The 16,548-nt window shown below is 73.3% G+C and carries 12 protein-coding genes; 7 read left to right on the plus strand and 5 right to left on the minus strand.

Annotated elements, in window-relative coordinates; all coding sequences use genetic code 11:
* Window positions 1-55 precede the first annotated feature (55 nt).
* On the minus strand, window positions 56-559 hold the full coding sequence (locus AOM00_RS10575) for a phosphoribosyltransferase (RefSeq protein WP_062517753.1): 504 nt from the start codon (window positions 557-559) through the stop codon (window positions 56-58).
* 57 nt (window positions 560-616) lie between these two features.
* On the opposite strand from AOM00_RS10575, the gene AOM00_RS10580 reads away from it, so the two are divergent.
* The 6 genes from AOM00_RS10580 (at window position 617) to AOM00_RS10605 (ending at window position 9,101) form a co-directional block, all read left to right on the plus strand.
* A complete protein-coding gene (locus tag AOM00_RS10580) occupies window positions 617-1,888 on the plus strand; it encodes a hypothetical protein (RefSeq protein ID WP_062517754.1) in 1,272 nt (423 codons plus the stop codon).
* Between the two features lie 223 nt (window positions 1,889-2,111).
* Window positions 2,112-2,579: a hypothetical protein gene (locus tag AOM00_RS10585; RefSeq protein WP_156159129.1), complete on the plus strand. Its 468-nt coding sequence runs from the start codon at window positions 2,112-2,114 to the stop codon at window positions 2,577-2,579.
* A 46-nt stretch (window positions 2,580-2,625) separates the two neighbouring features.
* Window positions 2,626-3,147: a hypothetical protein gene (locus AOM00_RS10590; protein ID WP_156159130.1), complete on the plus strand. Its 522-nt coding sequence runs from the start codon at window positions 2,626-2,628 to the stop codon at window positions 3,145-3,147.
* Between the two features lie 83 nt (window positions 3,148-3,230).
* Window positions 3,231-5,537 carry a phosphoribosylformylglycinamidine synthase subunit PurL gene (gene purL / locus AOM00_RS10595; protein ID WP_062517757.1) on the plus strand — a complete coding sequence of 769 codons (2,307 nt, stop codon included), beginning with the start codon at window positions 3,231-3,233 and terminating at the stop codon, window positions 5,535-5,537.
* A gap of 32 nt (window positions 5,538-5,569) precedes the next feature.
* Window positions 5,570-8,725 carry a glycoside hydrolase family 2 TIM barrel-domain containing protein gene (locus AOM00_RS10600; protein ID WP_169746840.1) on the plus strand — a complete coding sequence of 1,052 codons (3,156 nt, stop codon included), beginning with the start codon at window positions 5,570-5,572 and terminating at the stop codon, window positions 8,723-8,725.
* Between the two features lie 4 nt (window positions 8,726-8,729).
* On the plus strand, window positions 8,730-9,101 hold the full coding sequence (locus AOM00_RS10605) for a sterol carrier family protein (protein ID WP_062517796.1): 372 nt from the start codon (window positions 8,730-8,732) through the stop codon (window positions 9,099-9,101).
* 99 nt (window positions 9,102-9,200) lie between these two features.
* Here the strand turns inward: AOM00_RS10605 and AOM00_RS10610 are convergent, their stop codons facing one another.
* Genes AOM00_RS10610 through AOM00_RS10625 form a run of 4 tightly spaced genes read right to left on the minus strand, consistent with a single transcriptional unit; the run spans window position 9,201 to window position 15,758 of the window.
* Entirely contained in the window at window positions 9,201-11,300 is a 2,100-nt protein-coding gene (locus AOM00_RS10610) for an FtsX-like permease family protein (RefSeq protein ID WP_062517759.1), read from the minus strand.
* Window positions 11,297-13,207 (minus strand): FtsX-like permease family protein, encoded by a 1,911-nt coding sequence (locus AOM00_RS10615; protein WP_062517760.1) that lies wholly within the window; start codon window positions 13,205-13,207, stop codon window positions 11,297-11,299. Before AOM00_RS10615 ends, AOM00_RS10610 begins: the two co-directional genes overlap by 4 nt.
* Window positions 13,204-15,009: a hypothetical protein gene (locus AOM00_RS10620; protein WP_156159131.1), complete on the minus strand. Its 1,806-nt coding sequence runs from the start codon at window positions 15,007-15,009 to the stop codon at window positions 13,204-13,206. Before AOM00_RS10620 ends, AOM00_RS10615 begins: the two co-directional genes overlap by 4 nt.
* Window positions 15,006-15,758: an ABC transporter ATP-binding protein gene (locus tag AOM00_RS10625; protein ID WP_062517762.1), complete on the minus strand. Its 753-nt coding sequence runs from the start codon at window positions 15,756-15,758 to the stop codon at window positions 15,006-15,008. Before AOM00_RS10625 ends, AOM00_RS10620 begins: the two co-directional genes overlap by 4 nt.
* Window positions 15,759-15,996: 238 nt before the next feature.
* Here AOM00_RS10625 and AOM00_RS10630 point away from each other — a divergent pair, with 238 nt between their 5' ends.
* Window positions 15,997-16,542: a hypothetical protein gene (locus tag AOM00_RS10630; protein ID WP_062517763.1), complete on the plus strand. Its 546-nt coding sequence runs from the start codon at window positions 15,997-15,999 to the stop codon at window positions 16,540-16,542.
* The last annotated feature ends 6 nt before the right edge of the window (window positions 16,543-16,548 follow it).

Genomic DNA, 16,548 nt, shown 5'->3' on the forward strand with positions numbered 1-16,548 from the left:
CGAGCGCCGCATCGTCCCCGCGCATCGTTCCTGGGTGATACCCAGGTATGACCCGCTATCCCTCCTCGGGGTGCGGCTTGCCGGGCGTGACCGGCGGGAGCGCCGACCACGGGAACGTGATCCAGAGGTCGGTGCGCTTCCAGACGTAGTCGGGGTCGATCACCGAGTGCGACTTCGCGTACAGCACCACCGTGCGGACCTCGCCGGCGTGCTCCTCCATGAGGCGCTTCACCAGGGCGAGCGTCTCGCCGGTGTCCGCGACGTCGTCCGCGATGAGGACCTTGAGGCCCTTCATGGCGTCGGTGTCGAGCAGCGGCGGCAGGAGCACGGGCGCGGGCAGGCGCTCGTCGATGCCGGTGTAGAACTCGACGTTGAGCGTGCCGACGCCCTTGGTCCCCAGCGCGTAGGAGATCGCGCCTCCGACCGGCAGGCCGCCACGCGCGACGGCGACCACCACATCGGGTTCGTAGCCCGAGTCGACCACCATCTGCGCGAGCTCGCGCGAGGCGTCGCCGTAGCCCTGCCAGGTGAGGATCTCGCGCTCGGGTGTCTGGGTCATGGTCGCTCCTTCCGGTGAGGCGAGGGTACCCGTGCACGGGGCGGCTAGCCTGGCGCGATGGGTTTCTTCACCGCCGACGGGGACGAGCGCCGTTTCTACGAGGCCGATGCGTGGTTCCAGGCGTGGCTCGCCTCGAGCCCCAAGAGCGCCGAGTACCTCGCGACGCGCCTGCGCAAGGCGACGGGTCATGACCTGCACTTCACCGCGGCCGAGCTGCGCCCCACCGTCGACTGGGTGACGCGCGACCTGCGCAAGGACCGCTCCGCCGTGAAGCCCGACTGGGCCTACCGCTCGGAGCTCGGCCAGGAGCTCACCATGCACGGCGCCGCGCTGATCGACGGGCTGCTCGTGTACATCGGCGGCCTGGCCGATGCGCATCGTCCGATGTCGTGGGGGCTCGACCAGCGCGAGTCCGCGCCGACGTACCTCGACCCCGTCCTGGGCCCCGGCGGCCCGCCGGTCGCGATGCTGCCGTACGCGGTGGCCGCGATGGGGCACGGCCGCGCCTCATGGGACGCCGTCGAGGACGTGCTGCGCTGGTTCGACACCAGCGGCGAGCTCTCCTACGCCGACTTCGACACCCCCGCCGAGGTGCGCGAGTCGTTCATCCCCAAGGGCGGTCTCCTGCGGAAGGTCGAGCGTCCCGCGGAGCTGCCGCGCGCGGCGCTGTCCGAGGTGCTCGGTCCGCTCAGCGAGGAGGACCCCGGCCTGGTGGTGAACGATGCCGGGCCCGGGCACGCACCCGGGACGCCGTCCGATGCGACGCACCACGCGATCGTCATGCTCGCGGCCGGTGCGATCGACGAGGCCGCGCTGCTGCGCTTCCTGCGCGGGTGCGACGCCGCGCCCGGCATCCAGCGCGTGCTGTTCCGCAGCCACCACATCCTCGAGGTGTGGGCGCCGGGCCTGCTCACCGTCGAGGTGCTCGCGGCGCTGCGCGTCGCGGCCCGCGTCGAGCTGCCGACGCGCCCCGAGGATGCCCCGCTCAGCGAGGACGACCGTCGAGGGCTCCTGCTGCGCGCCCCGTTCCTCGAGCGGCTCGGGAAGGCCGAGGACCTCGCCTTCCGCACCATCGAGATCGACGGCTTCGACGCGACCGTCACCGTGCAGACCCCGTGGCTCGACGACTACACCTACACCGTGGCGCTCCACCCGCGCATCGTCGAGACGCTCACCGAGGCGCGGATGCACGCCGTCGCGGACGCGCTCGGGGAGCTTCCCGGGGTGGACCGGGTGCTGTGGGAGGACGCGGAGGGCGTGCACGTGCATGCGCCGGGGCTGCCCGTCGAGCAGCTGGCGGATGCCGTGGCGGAGGCGCTCCGAGGCTGAGCCTCCTCGCGCCGCCCGGTGCTCCCGCCGCACCACGTGCTGATCGTGCGGTGTCGCGCCCTCGCGACGTCGCAATCGGCGCGGATCGTGCGGGGGAGCTCCGCGCAGCGAGACACGATTCGCACGCGATGTGCCCCAGCGAGCCGCAGGTCCGACACGATCCGCACGTGTTCCGGGCGCGGGCTCCGATTGACGCGTGGCGCGAACCGGACAAGATGGACCCATGCGCGCCTTGCGGATAGCAGGCCTGACGGCGATGACGGCGGTGGTGGTGGTCATCGCCTGGTTCGGGCTGTGGGAGGCGCCCGCGCGCACGGCGACCTACACGGGCGACCACGCCGGTGAGGGCGTGCCGGTGAGCGACGTGGTGGTCGAGCCCCACGGGTGGTGGACGGTCTGCGTCTCGGGGGCCATGGGGGAGGGCGCGCAGTCGGTGGGCGTGATCCTGCCCGACACGTGGACCGCGCACCGGTTCGGCGTGATCCCGCGTGCAGTGCTCGATCGGTCAGACGCGGAGGTGCGCGACCGTGCCTCCGGGACCGTGATGCCGCGGGACCGGGCCACCACGCTCGAGGGCACGCTGCTCGACGTCGACGATCCGGACGATGCTGTGGTCGCCCAGCAGTGGGTCGACCTGTGCGGCGAGGCGGATCTCTACGCGGCGATGACCCCGCTCGCCGTCCTCGAGTAGTGCGAATCCCCTGGTGATGCCCGCCCCTACCTGCTAGAACGGCTCCATGGGGGCAGCTCAGCAGCAGGTGAAGGACCAGTCATCGGCCACACGCGCGGCGGCGGCAGGGGTGGCGGTCGCGGGAGCGGCGCTCGCGGTGGTCGCGACGGCCGTCCTGTGGGATCGCCCGGCGGAGGTGCCGACCTACGAGGCGTCGGCCTGGACCGGCGAGTCGACCGAGATCGAGGGCTACGTGAGCCTCGAGACGCGCGGGCTGTTCACCGTGTGCCCGGAGCTGGTCACCGACGGCAAGGCCCGCATCGGCGTGCTGCTGGTCGATGGGTTCAGCGCCACCATCCCCGGCATCGGCCTCTCCCACTCCGGGCCCTGGCTCACTGCTCCCGCCGGCGAGCGCGTGGCCGATGCGCCACTCGTATACGACCATCCGACCGATGTGCAGGTGCTCGACCCTGCGGTCGCGGCCGACGCGGCGCTCGCGGACTCCTGGACCGCCTCGTGCGGCGCGGCGGACTCGGTGGTGCTCATCGACCCCGACGCGACCGTCACGGCGCCCGGCTTCACCAACTGAGCCCCCCGGGGCCGCGGGGCCATCCGCCGGGGAGCGCGCGGCTAGGATTGCCGGGTATCCGCCGGCACTCTCACGAGGACACCATGACCGACGCCCCCGCCCAGCCCGCCGCCCACCTCGACACCGTCGAGCACGCGGCCGCCACTCCGGACGAGCAGCAGCCCTGGGGTGAGCTCGGCCTCAAGCACGACGAGTACCAGCGCATCCGCGACCTCCTGGGCCGCCGCCCCACCAACGCGGAGCTCGCGATGTACTCGGTCATGTGGTCGGAGCACTGCAGCTACAAGTCCTCGAAGGTGCACCTGCGCCAGTTCGGCGAGAAGACGACTCCTGAGATGAAGGAGCGCCTGATGGTCGGCATCGGCGAGAACGCCGGTGTGGTCGACATCGGCGACGGCTGGGCCGTCACGTTCAAGGTCGAGTCCCACAACCACCCGTCCTTCGTCGAGCCGTACCAGGGCGCCGCGACCGGCGTCGGCGGCATCGTCCGCGACATCCTCGCGATGGGTGCCCGCCCGGTCGCCGCGATGGACGAGCTCCGCTTCGGCGCGATCGACCACCCCGACACGGCCCGCGTGGTCCACGGCGTGGTCTCCGGCGTCGGCGGCTACGGCAACTCGCTGGGCCTGCCCAACATCGGCGGCGGCGCGCGCTTCGACTCCTGCTACCAGGGCAACCCGCTGGTCAACGCGCTGTGCGTGGGCGTGATGAAGCACGAGGACATCCACCTCGCCTCCGCCGAGGGCGTGGGCAACAAGGTGGTGCTCTTCGGCGCCCGCACCGGCGGCGACGGCATCGGCGGCGCGTCCATCCTCGCCTCGGAGACCTTCGAGGACGGCGTCCCCGCCAAGCGCCCGAGCGTCCAGGTGGGCGACCCGTTCATGGAGAAGGTGCTCATCGAGTGCTGCCTCGAGCTGTTCGCCGCGGACGTGGTCCAGGGCATCCAGGACCTCGGCGCGGCCGGGATCTCGTGCGCGACGTCGGAGCTCGCCTCGAACGGCTCGGGCGGCATGCACGTGTGGCTCGACGACGTCCTGCTGCGCGACCCCACGCTGAACGCCGGCGAGATCCTCATGTCGGAGTCGCAGGAGCGCATGATGGCCGTGGTCACGCCGGAGAAGCTCGACCAGTTCCTCCAGATCACCGGCAAGTGGGACATCGAGACCGCCGTGGTCGGCGAGGTCAACGACTCGGGCCGTCTCACCATCGACCACCACGGCGAGCGCATCGTCGACGTGGACCCGCGCACCGTCGCGCACGACGGCCCGGTGTACAACCGCCCGTTCCACCGCCCCGCGTGGATGGACGCCCTCCAGGCCGATGCCTTCGCGGGCGACCTCCCGGCGACCGGCGAGGCGATGCGGGCGGCCTTCCTCACGCTCCTCAGCAGCCCGAACATGTCCTCGCGGACCTGGATCACGAACCAGTACGACCGTTACGTGCAGGGCAACACCGCCGCCGCGCGCCCGGACACCGCGGGCGTCATCCGCGTCGACGAGACGACGGGGCGCGGCGTCGCGATCGCCACGCGCTCCAACGACCGCTTCACCAAGCTCGACCCGTACAACGGCGCGCGGCAGTCCGTCGCGGCGGCCTTCCGCGCCGTCGCGATCGCGGGCGCCGAGCCGACCGCCGTCACCGATGGGCTGAACTTCGGCTCGCCCGAGGACCCCGACTCGATGTGGCAGTTCGCGGAGGCCATCCGCGGCCTTGCCGATGCGTGCCAGGAGCTCGGCGTCCCGGTCACCGGCGGCAACGTCTCGCTCTACAACGGCACGGGCGAGCCCGGGCGGATCGACTCCTCGATCAACCCCACGGCCATCGTCGGCATCCTCGGCATCCTCGACGACGTCGCCCGCGCGACCCCGTCGGGCTGGCGCGAGGACGGCCAGCTGCTGTTCCTCATCGGCGCCACCAAGCCGGAGCTCGACGGAAGCGAACTGGCCTCGACTCAGGGTCACCTGGGCGGTCTTCCGCCGGTGCTCGACCTCGCGTGGGAGAAGGAGCTCGCGGAGATCCTCATCGCGTGCTCGCGCGACGGCCTGGTCGATGCGGCTCGTGACGTCTCCGAGGGCGGCCTCGCGGCCGCCGCGGCGTACGGCGCGCTGCGCTACGGCGTCGGCGCGCGCATCGTCCTCGACGAGGTGTGCGAGCGCGACGGCCTGACCCCCGCGCAGGCGCTGTTCTCCGAGTCGCAGGGCCGTGCGCTGCTCACGGTGCCGCGCACCGAGGAGCCGCGCTTCGTGGCGATGCTCGAGGCGCGCGGCGTGCCGTTCGCGCGCGTGGGCGTCACCGGCGGCGACATGCTCGACGTCCAGGGCCAGTTCGAGGTCCCGGTGGCGGAGCTCACCGAGGCCTGGGAGGCTCCGCTTCCTTCGCGCTTCGCCTGAGGCCTCCGCCAGGGGCGATGCGCGGGTCGGGCATGAGGGCACGCGGCTGGGTGGCGCTCGCCGGCGCGCTCGCGCTCGCTGTCGGCGCGGCCGTGGTCCTCACGCGCTCCGACCCGACCCCGTGGGCCGGCACCCCCGAGGTGTTCGAGGTGAACCGGCTCGAGGCCGCGGCGCGCGCGATCCCCGTGGCAGACGCCGCGACCGCGCTCGAGCTCGGTGCATATGAAGCAGAGGAGGCCTCGCCGTGGCTCCTCTCGCTGAGCGGCGAGTGGAGCTTCCGGTGGTCGCCCACCGCTGAGGAAGCGAGCCTGGACTTCGTGGACCCGGCCACCGATGTCGGCGGCTGGGACACGGTCGAGGTGCCGCATCACTGGCAGCTCGACGGCTACGGGGACGCCGAGTCGGGCGACCTCGTCTACCTCAACGAGCAGTACCCCTGGGAGGCCTACGGGGAGCTCACGCCGTTCGAGATCCCCGACGCGCACAACTCCGTCGGCTCCTACCGGCGTCAGGTGGACGTGCCCGAGGACTGGGGCGGTCGTCGCATCGTCCTGGCCTTCCAGGGCGTGAAGTCCGCGTTCACGGTGTGGGTGAACGGCGTCGAGGTGGGCTACAGCGAGGACTCGTACGCGCCCGCGGAGTTCGACCTCACGGCCGCGATCCGGCCGGGCGCCAACACCGTCGCGGTGCTGGTGCACCGGTGGTCGGACGGGTCCTGGCTCGAGAACCAGGATCAGATCGACCTGTCGGGCATCTTCCGCGAGGTCGAGCTGTACTCGACGCCGCAGTCCTTCCTTGCGGACCACACCGTGACCACCGACGTCGCCGACGACCTTCGCAGCGCCACCGTGGAGGCCACCCTCGACGTCGTGGGCGACGCGACGGTGCGCGCGTCGCTGCACGATGCGACGGGCGCCGTGGTCGGGGAGGCGACCGGGGCATCGTCCGCCATCCCTGTCGATGATCCGCGCCTGTGGTCGGCCGAGGACCCGTACCTCTACACGCTCGTCTACGAGCTCCTCGATGGCGACAACGTGATCGAGACCGTCGCGACCCGCATCGGGATCCGCGAGTTCGGGATCGTCGACGGGCTCATGACGCTCAACGGCATGCCGCTCGACATCAAGGGGGTCAACCGCTCCGAGATGCATCCGGACACGGGCCAGGCGCTCACCGAGGAGCAGACCCGCGCGGACCTCGTCGCGATGCGCGAGGCGAACATCACCGCGGTCCGTACCTCGCACTACCCGGCGAGCCCCGCGCTCTACCGACTCGCGGATGAGATCGGCATGTACGTCCTCGACGAGGCTGCGCTCGAGACCCACGACCTGCGCCCGTTCCCCGACGGCGCCCCGGAGTGGGACGCCGCCGTCCTGGACCGCATCGTGAGCATGTACGAGCGCGACAAGAACCATGCCTCGGTGCTGTGGTGGTCGCTCGGCAACGAGATCGGGCCCGGCGACGTGTTCGCGAAGGCCGCGGACTGGTTGCGCGCCACCGACCCCACGCGCCTGGTCCACTTCCAGGAGGACAGCACGGTCGCGGACATCGACGGGGTGTTCTACCCCTACGTGTCGACGCTCGAGGAGCGCGCGGCGACCACCAACGGGCGGCCCTGGATGATGACCGAGTACCAGCACGCGCTCGGCGCCGGCCTGGGCGGCATCGAGGAGTTCTGGGAGGTCGTCGACACGAGCCCCGAGATGCAGGGCGGTTTCGTGTGGCAGTGGGCGGACCAGTCGATCCGCCTGCCGATCGACGGCGGCGTCGCGGCGCTTCCCGTCGCGGACGATGCCCCCGCCGGATCGACGTACCTGTCCTACGGCGACGACTGGGGCGAGCTGCCCACGTCGGGCGCGTGGACGCTCAACGGGATCGTGAACCCCGACCGCGAGGCGCAGCCCGAGCTGCTCGACCTCGCCGCGGTCTACGCGCCGGTCGAGATCGTGGACACGGATCTCGAGGCCGGACGTATCGAGCTGCGCAACGAGCACCTCTTCACGGACCTCGCGGCCCTCGACGCGACGTGGGTGCTCGAGGCGGACGGCGTGGCCCTCGCCTCGGGTCCCTTGGACGTCGCGCTCGCACCGGGCGAGACCGGCTGGGTCGACCTGCCCGTGACGGAGCCCGCGGACCCGGTCCCGGGCGCGACGTACCGGGTGACGGTCTCCTTCTCGCTTGCCTCCGACACCGCGTGGGCGCCCGCGGGGCACACGGTCGCCGCGCTCCAGGTGACGATGCCGTGGGACGGCGGGGCGGTCGATGCGCCGGGCGAGCGGGGCGAGGTCTCGGTCGAGGAGGCAGCCGGGATGACGACCGTCTCCGGCCATGGCTTCGCGGCCTCCTTCGACATCACGACGGGCGCGCTCGCGTCCTACGCGGTCGACGGCATCGAGCTCCTCGCCGAGCCGTGGCACCCCGACTTCTGGCGCGCCCCCACGCAGAACGACCTGCTCAACGGCGTCACGGACAACGCGCTGTCATGGAAGGGCGCGGGCGAGGCGCTCGAGGACGTCTCGGTGGGGGTCGACGCCGGACCTGATGCGGCGACCGTCCACGTCGCGGCCACCGTGCCCGCGGCCGGCAGCCCCGCCTGGGAGGCCGTCTACACCGTCACCGGCGACGGCGCGATCGCGGTGGACGCGACGCTCGGCGCGACCTCGCGTGCCTTCGAGATCCCTGCCGTGGGCATCGAGCTCACGCTTCCCGGCGAGCTCTCGCAGCTGCGCTGGCTGGGCGCCGGCCCGCATGAGACATGGCGCGACCGCGATGCAGGCGCGCTCATCTCGATGTGGAGGTCGACGGTCGAGGACCAGGTCTTCGACAATGTCCGCCCGCAGGCGACCGGCAACCACACCGGCGTCGAGTGGTGGGCCGTGACGGACGATGCGGGCGCGGGGCTCCTGGTGGTCGCGGGCGACGCGCCGCTCGAGACCGCGACCCTGCCGGTGACGGAGGCGGCGCTCGCGGAGGCGGGCCACCCGTTCGAGCTCGAGCGCGATGGGCTGACGCATCTGAGCATCGACGCCGTGCAGCAGGGCCTGGGCCTGACCTGGGGCGAGCGCGCGCTGCCCTTCGCCACGGTCGCGGGCGACGAGCCCCACACGCTCTCCTTCACGCTCGCGCCCCTGCGCGCGGGCGACGATGCAGGTGCGGCCGCGCGGGCGCTCGCGGCCGTGGGAGGCTGAGCGCATGCCAGCACGTCGCCGTATCCCCGTCGCCGCCGGACGCGCCGCCGTCGCACAGTGGGCCGCGCTCACCGACGCCGGGAACGCCGAGCCGGGGATGGTCGCGATGGCGGTGCGCTTCTCGCTCGAGGAGCTCGCGGCCGTCGCACCGGGGCGGTCCTTGGAGGTGCGCGTCCCGCCGTGGGGCGCCGTCCAGGCGGTCGAGGGCTCGGTGCACCGCCGCGGCACCCCGCCTGCCGTGGTCGAGATGTCCGCCGAGACCTGGCTGGGCCTGGTCACCGGTCGCGTGCGCTGGGACGATGCGGTCGCCGCGGGGGACGTCGATGCGTCCGGCGAGCGCTCGGACCTCTCCGCGCTGCTGCCGCTGAGCCTGTAGTCCACGCCGACCGCGCGCGCTGGGAGGTGCGCAGTGCTCGATTCTGCGATCTTCGAGCATCGAGCACCTCGCGAGGCGCTGGATGAGCGCGACGAGGGCCTAGACCCGTGTCACCTCGCTGTCGCGGACCAGCGTCGCTGCCGCCGCAGCCGCGCCGATGCTGATCGCGAGGAGCGCGGCGAGCAGGATCGCGATCATCGGCTCCGCCAGGTTCCCCGCGTGCGCGAGCGCCCAGGCCGGACCCACGGGCTGCGACTCGAGGATGCCCTCGTAGCCGAGCGGGAGGTTCGGGTCCCAGGCGCTTCCGTGGAAGGTGAGCAGCACGCACGCGAGGCCCGTCGCCATCCCGAGTGCGACGCCGATGAGCAGCGGCACCGCGAAGCGCACCGCCATCGCCGCCCGCGCCGTGCCGGCGGCGAGACCGAGGGCGCGTCGTGCATCGTCCTCCGCGGCCGACGCACGGACCCCGGAGGCGAAGGACGCGAAGGCGACGAGCACCAGCGCTCCGAGCCCGGCGATCGCGGTCGCCATGAACGGGTCACGGAAGACCGAGACGTAAAGGGCCTCGGTTCCACCGGGCAGCCACCCCCATGGCGCGATGGTGACGCGGCCGACCGCGCTCTCGCCCACGGCGGCGAGGACATGCCAGGCGAGCGCCGCGGTCAGGGCAGCGGTGCCGATCGCGATCACGCCTGCGGGGATCGCTGCGATCCGAAGCCGCCCGAGGATGGCATCCCCGGCGGGGAGCTCCCAGGGCACGGTGCTGCGCGCAAGGCGACGTGCGGCCGCGGCCACCAGGATCCGTGCGGCGCGCATCAGCATCGGCACGGTGCCGACCACCAGGGCTGTGGCGAGGATGCCTGTCACGATGCGGCGGGCACCTCCAGCGTCGCCGGGCCACCCGAGCGCCACCAGCGCAACGAGCAGCGCGCTCCACGTGCCGAGGATCCACCCCGACGTCACGCGCGGTCCGGCCGCCTCCTCGGTGGCGGGCACCACCGGCTTGAGCGCCGCCGCGGGGGCGACCCGCGCCGCCCAGAACGCGGGGATCGCCCCGAGGACCGCGGCCACGCCGAGCCCCAGCGCACCGGCCGCGAGGATCAGCCATGTCGCGATGTCCACGCCTGGCGGGATGAGCGCGGTCGGGTGCGCGGCGGCGAAGGACGAGTACTCGGCGGCGACCGCTCCCCACGCGATCGCCGCGCCCGCCGCGCCCGCGAACAGCCCGACCAGCAGCACCTCGGCTGCCGTCGCCATCGCGATCGCGGAGCGTCGCGCACCGAGCACGCGCGCCGTCGCCACCCACCGGCTGCGGGCCTGCGCCTGCGAGCGGCCCACGGCGAAGGCCATGCCGATCATCGCGACCGCCAGCACCACCGCGGTGGCGGCGAGCCCGAAGAGGCGGTTGCGCGCCTCGACGTCGAGGATGCCCGGGGGCGTCCACCCCGTGGCGGTGCCGAGCGCCTCGAGCGCAGGAGTCTCCGTGGCCGCCCCCACCGAGGCGCCCGCGCTGTAGTCGTACGCGAAGGCGTCGAGCTCGCGCTGCGCGGCAAGCCAGGTGTCCCACGTGCCCACTGCATCGTCCCACTCGAGGATCGCGTCGAACGGCCTCGCCGCGTAGCGGCCGTCGGCACCATCGCGCAGGAAGCCGGAGACCTGGAAGCTGCCCAGATCGATGCTGCTCCACACCCCGTCCGGCGTGGACAGGTCGCCGGTCACGGTGACCGTGTCGCCGATCCGCACCCCGCCTCGGGTGTGCCAGAGCGACGCCATGGCGATCTCGCCGCGACCGGGTCGTTCGCCTTCCACAAGGAGCGTGTCCCAGTCGGCAGCGCCCCGGACACCGCCCACCACGTCGGCCCACCACTCGACCTCGCCGACCGGCGAGGACACCCGGGCGGGAAGGCTCTCCAGCGTGGCGGCGGTTCCGGCGCCCTCGGCATCCGTGGCGTCGAGGATCGCGTCGAGCCTGTCGAGGGCCATCGACGAGGGGTCCTCTGCGGCGCCCACGGACAGCTCACGCGACCACGGTGCGGCGATGCCGTACGCCTCGGCGGCGAACCTGTCGACGGCGTCCTGCTGCGCTGCTGAGAACGCCGCGTAGCCCGCGAGCGAGACGCCGAGCGTGAGCATCGCCGCTGTCCAGGCGAGGTAGCCGCGGTGGGCCCGCGCCTGCGCCTTCATGAGGTCGAGGATCACAGCACGCCCTCCTTCTCCGCGTCCCGCAGCTGCTCGGCCGGGGAGAGCGCATCGGCTCGCACCCGCACCAGGGCAGCGAGCCCGGCCGCGAGGCCGACGGACAGCGCCGCCAGCCCGATGAGCGCGGCCCAGGGGACCTGGGTCAGGTCGAAGCCGATGTTCCACAGCCGGATGGCCCCACCGCCGGCGCCGTTGAGGGAGGACGTCGCCAGCCCGAGCGTGAGCCCGGCGACCAGCCCGAGCACCGCGCCGACGCCCGTCACCACGGCCGCCTCGAGCGCTGCCGCGGCGCGCATCGTCCTCGCCTGTGCCCCCAGTGCGACGAGCGTCGCGTGCTCTCGCGCCCGTAGCCGCTGCGTCGCTGCCGCGAGCACCACCACGATGGCGACCGCGCCCAGCAGGAAGGGGCCTGCGAGGAGCGTGAGGCTCCACGCATCGGCACGCGACTCCCCGGGCCAGTAGTAGTCGGGGCTGGCCGAGACGTACGCGCCTTCGAGCGCATGCCCGGCGAGGACGTCGTGGACGTCGCTCGCCTGCGACGCGTCGCCCGGCGCCCGGGGCACGCTCGACGCCGCGTAGACCAGCAGCGCGGAGTCCGGCGCCGGACCGAAGGTCTCCTCCGCCCACGTCCGCTCGATCGCCGCGAAGGGCGCCGCGACCGCCGGGGTGTCGACCCGAACGTCGACGTCGCCGACCACCAGCACCTCGGGTGCGACGTCGATCACCACGGCATCGCCCAGGTAGGCCGCACGGAGGCCGGACGGTCCGAGGCCGTCGAGCGAGTCGTTCTCGACCGCCAGGATCGTGCCGCCGCCGCCCAGCTGGCCGTCGTAGTCTGCGAGGTCGCCGGGAAGCGGCGCCACGGACGTGGTGAGCGCGGCGGCCGGAACCACGACCAGCCGGGGGTCTGCCTCGAGCGCGGCGACGATCGCCGGGTCGAGCGCCGGCGCCCAGCCGGGTGCTGCCTCGGCGGAGGAGGCGTCCTCGCCCAGGGTGGCCACCGAGGCCACCACCGCGTCGGGCGCGAGTGTCTGCGCCACGTCGTTGCGCGCCGCGTTGCCGTTGATCGCGACCGTCGCGCCGGACGCCGCGGCGATCACGAACCCGATGGCTCCGATCGCCGCCGCGCGCAGCGGCGCGGGGCGCACCAACGCGTGCGACCCGAGCGCCCGCGCGCTCGCGGGATCCGCGCCCTTCCCCAGGAGCGCCGCGAACCGCATGACGATGCGCGCGCCGAGCAGCGCGCCCCACCGCACCAGGAGCGCGGGGAGGGCGAGGTACAGCCCGATGGCCGCCGCGATCGCGACGGCGACCTCGAAGGGCGCGGAGTAGACGTCGGGCCAGCCGGTGGCGACGCACGCGAGGCCGAGCAGCGCGAACCCTCCCGCGACCCACGTCCACCGCGGGCGGCGGCGGCGCGCCTGGCCCGCGGGAGCATCGTCCTCGCCTCGGCCGCGCGTGGCCCACGCCGCGCTGGCGGTCCACCCGAGCGCCGCGCCCGAGACCAGGGCGATCGCGAAGAACGTGAGCGTCACCGCTGCCAGCCAGTCGGGTGCCGCGCCGCCGAAGCCTGCGACCAGCTGTCGCGTCACCGAGCCGGCGAGCAGCGCGCCGAGGCCCCACACGCCGCCGGCGGCGACGCCGCGTCGCGCCTCGGCGCCGATCAGGGACGTCCGGGACTGCCCGAGCGCACTCCGCGAGGCGAGCTCGGCACGCCGGGTCGCCAGGTGCGCCGAGCGAAGTGTGCCCGTCACCGCCGCGATGAGGCCCGTCAGCACGGGCAGGAGGGCGATCCCGAGCATCGGCGAGTATCCGAAGCCGCCATCGGCCGGCTGCCACAGGGGCGGCGCGACCAGCCCGAGCGTGACGCCCGCCGCCACGAGCGACCACGACGCCGCGTTCCTCATCGCGCGACCTCGCCGTCCCGCAGCGCCTCGGCGGGCGTGTCGAGGTGGATCGCCGATGCCGCGACCGCCGTCACCGCCACGAAGACCGAGAAGATGACGCCGGCCCACGCGATCACGTGAACCCACGGCACGGACTCGAGCATGAGCGCGGGGTAGGAGTCCACAAGGACGCCGCCGAGCGAGCGCCTCGCGGCGCCCAGCCCGGACATCGCCATGCGCGTGCCGACGCCCGCGGCGGCGCCCGCCGCCACGGCGACCGATGCCACCACGGCGCTCTCGATCACGAGCGCGTGCCGCACGATGCGCGATTCGACGCCGAGAGCCGCGAGCATCGCGGCGTCCCGGCCGCCGGCGCGCACCGCTCCGAGGGCGAGGGGCGCGAGGAGCAGCGCGAGCGTCAGGGTGACGGGCATGAACCCTTGCCAGGTGCCGGGCTCGTCGCTGTAGCGGAACGACGACGACGCCCACGAGGCCTCCCCGACGTCGAGGTCGGCGACGGCCATGCTGATCGCGTCGCGGGCGGCGCCGGCCTCGACGTAGACGAGGTACGCGGCGCCCTGCCCGCGGCCGTCGACATCTGCGGCGTTCACGTAGGACTCCGAGCTGTGCACCATCGGCACGATCCCGTCCGGTGCGATCGCATCGCTCTGGACGTCGTCCATGCTGGTCGCGCTCGAGACGACCGCATCGGGATGCGTCTCCAAAGCGCGCGCGAGGTCCTCGTCCACGCCGGCGAGGTCGGAGGGGTCGAGGGCGACGACCGGGCGGGTGCCGTCGTCCCGGCCCATGACCTCGCCGACCACCACGCGATCGACGCCCGCGATCGCCGAGATCTCGGTGGCGAGATCGGGCGCCTCCGCGCCCACCATGAGCGTCATCGCGAGCCGGTCGCTCTGCTGAACCCCCGTCGGCACCACCAGCCACGCGGCGAGCGTGAACGCGATCGCGCCGACGGCCATGACCGCGCGTCCTGTCGCCCTGGTCGGGGACGACGCGCGCGCCGCCAGCACGGCGGCCAGCCGCGGCGCACCGGCACCGTCCGCGAGCCCCGCGGCGAGCGCGACGAAGCGCGGCGCGAGGGTGCGCGCCCACGGCAGCACCGCGCCGAGCACCAGGCCGATGGCCGCGACCCACGCGACCGCATAGGCGACGCCGGCGGCCACGACCGCGGCCGCCCCGCCCTGGTCGGTGGTGAGCGCGAGGCCCACGATGACCCCGACGGCCGCGGCCCCGATCCCCGCGGCGGCACGCGCGCCCCTGCCGAAGCGGGCCGGGGGCAGCGGCTCGGCGTCCTCCCGCAGCCGCGCGGCGGGCGAACGCTGCGGGCGCCAGACGGCCAGCGCGTGCGCGGCGGCGAGGACGAGCGTGAGCAGCACCGCCTCGATGGCGCGCGTCGTCCACAGGTCCGTGAAGGTGGTGAAGGGCTCCCAGCCGTGCGACGTCTCCTGCGCCACGTGGAGCGACCCGGAGATCGCGTACGCGGCCGCGGCGACCGCGGCGCCGTCGCGCAGGCCGATGAGGGCCGCGCGAACCACGCCCGCGTGAGCGGCCTCGCCGAGCGCGGCGTGCACCGCGGCCTCGTGCGTCGGGGCCGGCCGGATCCCGAGCGTCCACACGAGCACCGCGGTGAGCAGCGCGGCGGGGATCGCGAGGACCACCACGAGCGCGGCGATCGAGCGCCAGGAGACCGGGTCCGAGGACATCGCGCAGATCGAGGCGCACTGGTCGAGGTGCCACGGGACCTGCGCGGTCATCACCGCGCCGCCCACGATGCCGGCGACCATCGTCGCCGCGCTCCTCATCGCTCGACCCCTGCGAGCGCGTCCAGCCCGGCGAGCACGGCGTCGGGCGTGGGATCCGTGACGTGGCCGGCGACCTTGCCATCGGCGAAGAGCAGCACGCGGCCCGCGTAGGACGCCGCCGTCGGATCGTGGGTCACCATCACCACGGACTGCCCGAGCTCGCGGCACGACTGCCGCAGGTGCGCGAGGATCTCCGCGCTGGCATGGGTGTCGAGGTTGCCCGTCGGCTCGTCGGCGAGCACGATGCGCGGCTTGGTGATGAGCGCCCTCGCGATCGCGACGCGCTGCTGCTGGCCGCCCGACATCTCGTAGGGTCGCCGCTCGAGCTCGCGCCCGATGCCGAGCATGTCCACGAGCGCGTCGAGCCAGGCATCGTCCGGGGCCAGCGCGTTGAGCCGCAGCGGCAGCACGATGTTCTCGCGCGCCGTCATGGTCTGCAGCAGGTTGAAGCCCTGGAAGACGAAGCCGATGATGCGCCCGCGCACCTTCGCCAGGGCGCGGTCCTTCATCGCCGTGATCTCGTCGCCGCCCACCCACACCTGGCCGCCGTCGGGGCGGTCGAGGCCGGCGAGCAGATGCACCAGCGTGGTCTTGCCTGAGCCGGACGGTCCCATCACCGCGGTGAGCACACCGGCGGGGACATCGAGGTCGACGTGGTCGACGGCGCGCACCTGCGCGTCGCCGCTGCCGTAGGTCTTGGTCAGGCCGCGCGCCCGGACGGCGAGCGCCTCATCCCCCTGGTGGTCCATACCGGCGAACCTATCGACGGCCCGGTCGCCCGCGCATCGTCCCTCCGCACCGTTCTCGCGTGATACCCAGGTATGACGCGGCCGAACGGCGATGGGGTCCGAGATGGCATGGCGTGGGCCGTATGCCCCCAGAAGTGAGGTCTTGTCGTGTATGCGGCGTCCGGATTGACTCGGACCGGCCGCATCCGGCCCGGGGGGCCGATCGACCTTCCCGCCACGTCACGTCACTGAGGGAATCATGAAGAAGCTACGTCTGATCGCCGCCGCGTTGGTCGCATCGCTCGCACTTGCCTTCGCGGCAGCGCCCGCGCAGGCGGCGAGCGATCCGTCGCGTCCGAGCTGCAAGAACCTCCTGTTCTTCACCGACTCGGCCTGTGTCACCGCGTTCGACTGGTACGACGACGTGCGCGGCTACGCGACCGTGACCAGCGCCGACCGGCTCGCGCGCGCGGCATCCGTCATCTACGGGCCGTACGCGACGTCGTATCAGAAGTCGCAGCTGGACGATGCGATCCGGTACTACGGCTCTAGCTCCGCCTTCCGCAGCTGCTTCCGCACCATCGAGGTGAAGTTCGCGTACGAGGTGGCCAAGCAGAAGTCCGCGATCTCGTGGGCCAAGTCCGCGCTCAAGACCGTCAAGCTGGCGCCGCTCGGACCCACGAAGAGCCTGGTGACGTCCTACTTCACGCTCTTCCCGAGCGTGTACGGGGCGACGGCGACGGCCGCGCTCAAGAGCCGCGCGAAGACCGACATCACGGTCGGCGTGGTGCAGTGCTCGATGTGACCGCCC

Origin of the sequence: Demequina gelatinilytica, assembly GCF_000971115.1 — a bacterium.
GTDB lineage: Bacteria > Actinomycetota > Actinomycetes > Actinomycetales > Demequinaceae > Demequina > Demequina gelatinilytica.

Bases quoted from the DNA above. Each gene is read 5' to 3' on its own strand.
- AOM00_RS10575 (WP_062517753.1), bottom strand. From the start codon at position 559: ATGACCCAGACACCCGAGCGCGAGATCCTCACCTGGCAGGGCTACGGC.
- AOM00_RS10580 (WP_062517754.1), top strand. From the start codon at position 617: ATGGGTTTCTTCACCGCCGACGGGGACGAGCGCCGTTTCTACGAGGCC.
- AOM00_RS10585 (WP_156159129.1), top strand. From the start codon at position 2,112: ATGCGCGCCTTGCGGATAGCAGGCCTGACGGCGATGACGGCGGTGGTG.
- AOM00_RS10590 (WP_156159130.1), top strand. From the start codon at position 2,626: ATGGGGGCAGCTCAGCAGCAGGTGAAGGACCAGTCATCGGCCACACGC.
- purL (WP_062517757.1), top strand. From the start codon at position 3,231: ATGACCGACGCCCCCGCCCAGCCCGCCGCCCACCTCGACACCGTCGAG.
- AOM00_RS10600 (WP_169746840.1), top strand. From the start codon at position 5,570: ATGAGGGCACGCGGCTGGGTGGCGCTCGCCGGCGCGCTCGCGCTCGCT.
- AOM00_RS10605 (WP_062517796.1), top strand. From the start codon at position 8,730: ATGCCAGCACGTCGCCGTATCCCCGTCGCCGCCGGACGCGCCGCCGTC.
- AOM00_RS10615 (WP_062517760.1), bottom strand. From the start codon at position 13,207: ATGAGGAACGCGGCGTCGTGGTCGCTCGTGGCGGCGGGCGTCACGCTC.
- AOM00_RS10620 (WP_156159131.1), bottom strand. From the start codon at position 15,009: ATGAGGAGCGCGGCGACGATGGTCGCCGGCATCGTGGGCGGCGCGGTG.
- AOM00_RS10625 (WP_062517762.1), bottom strand. From the start codon at position 15,758: ATGGACCACCAGGGGGATGAGGCGCTCGCCGTCCGGGCGCGCGGCCTG.
- AOM00_RS10630 (WP_062517763.1), top strand. From the start codon at position 15,997: ATGAAGAAGCTACGTCTGATCGCCGCCGCGTTGGTCGCATCGCTCGCA.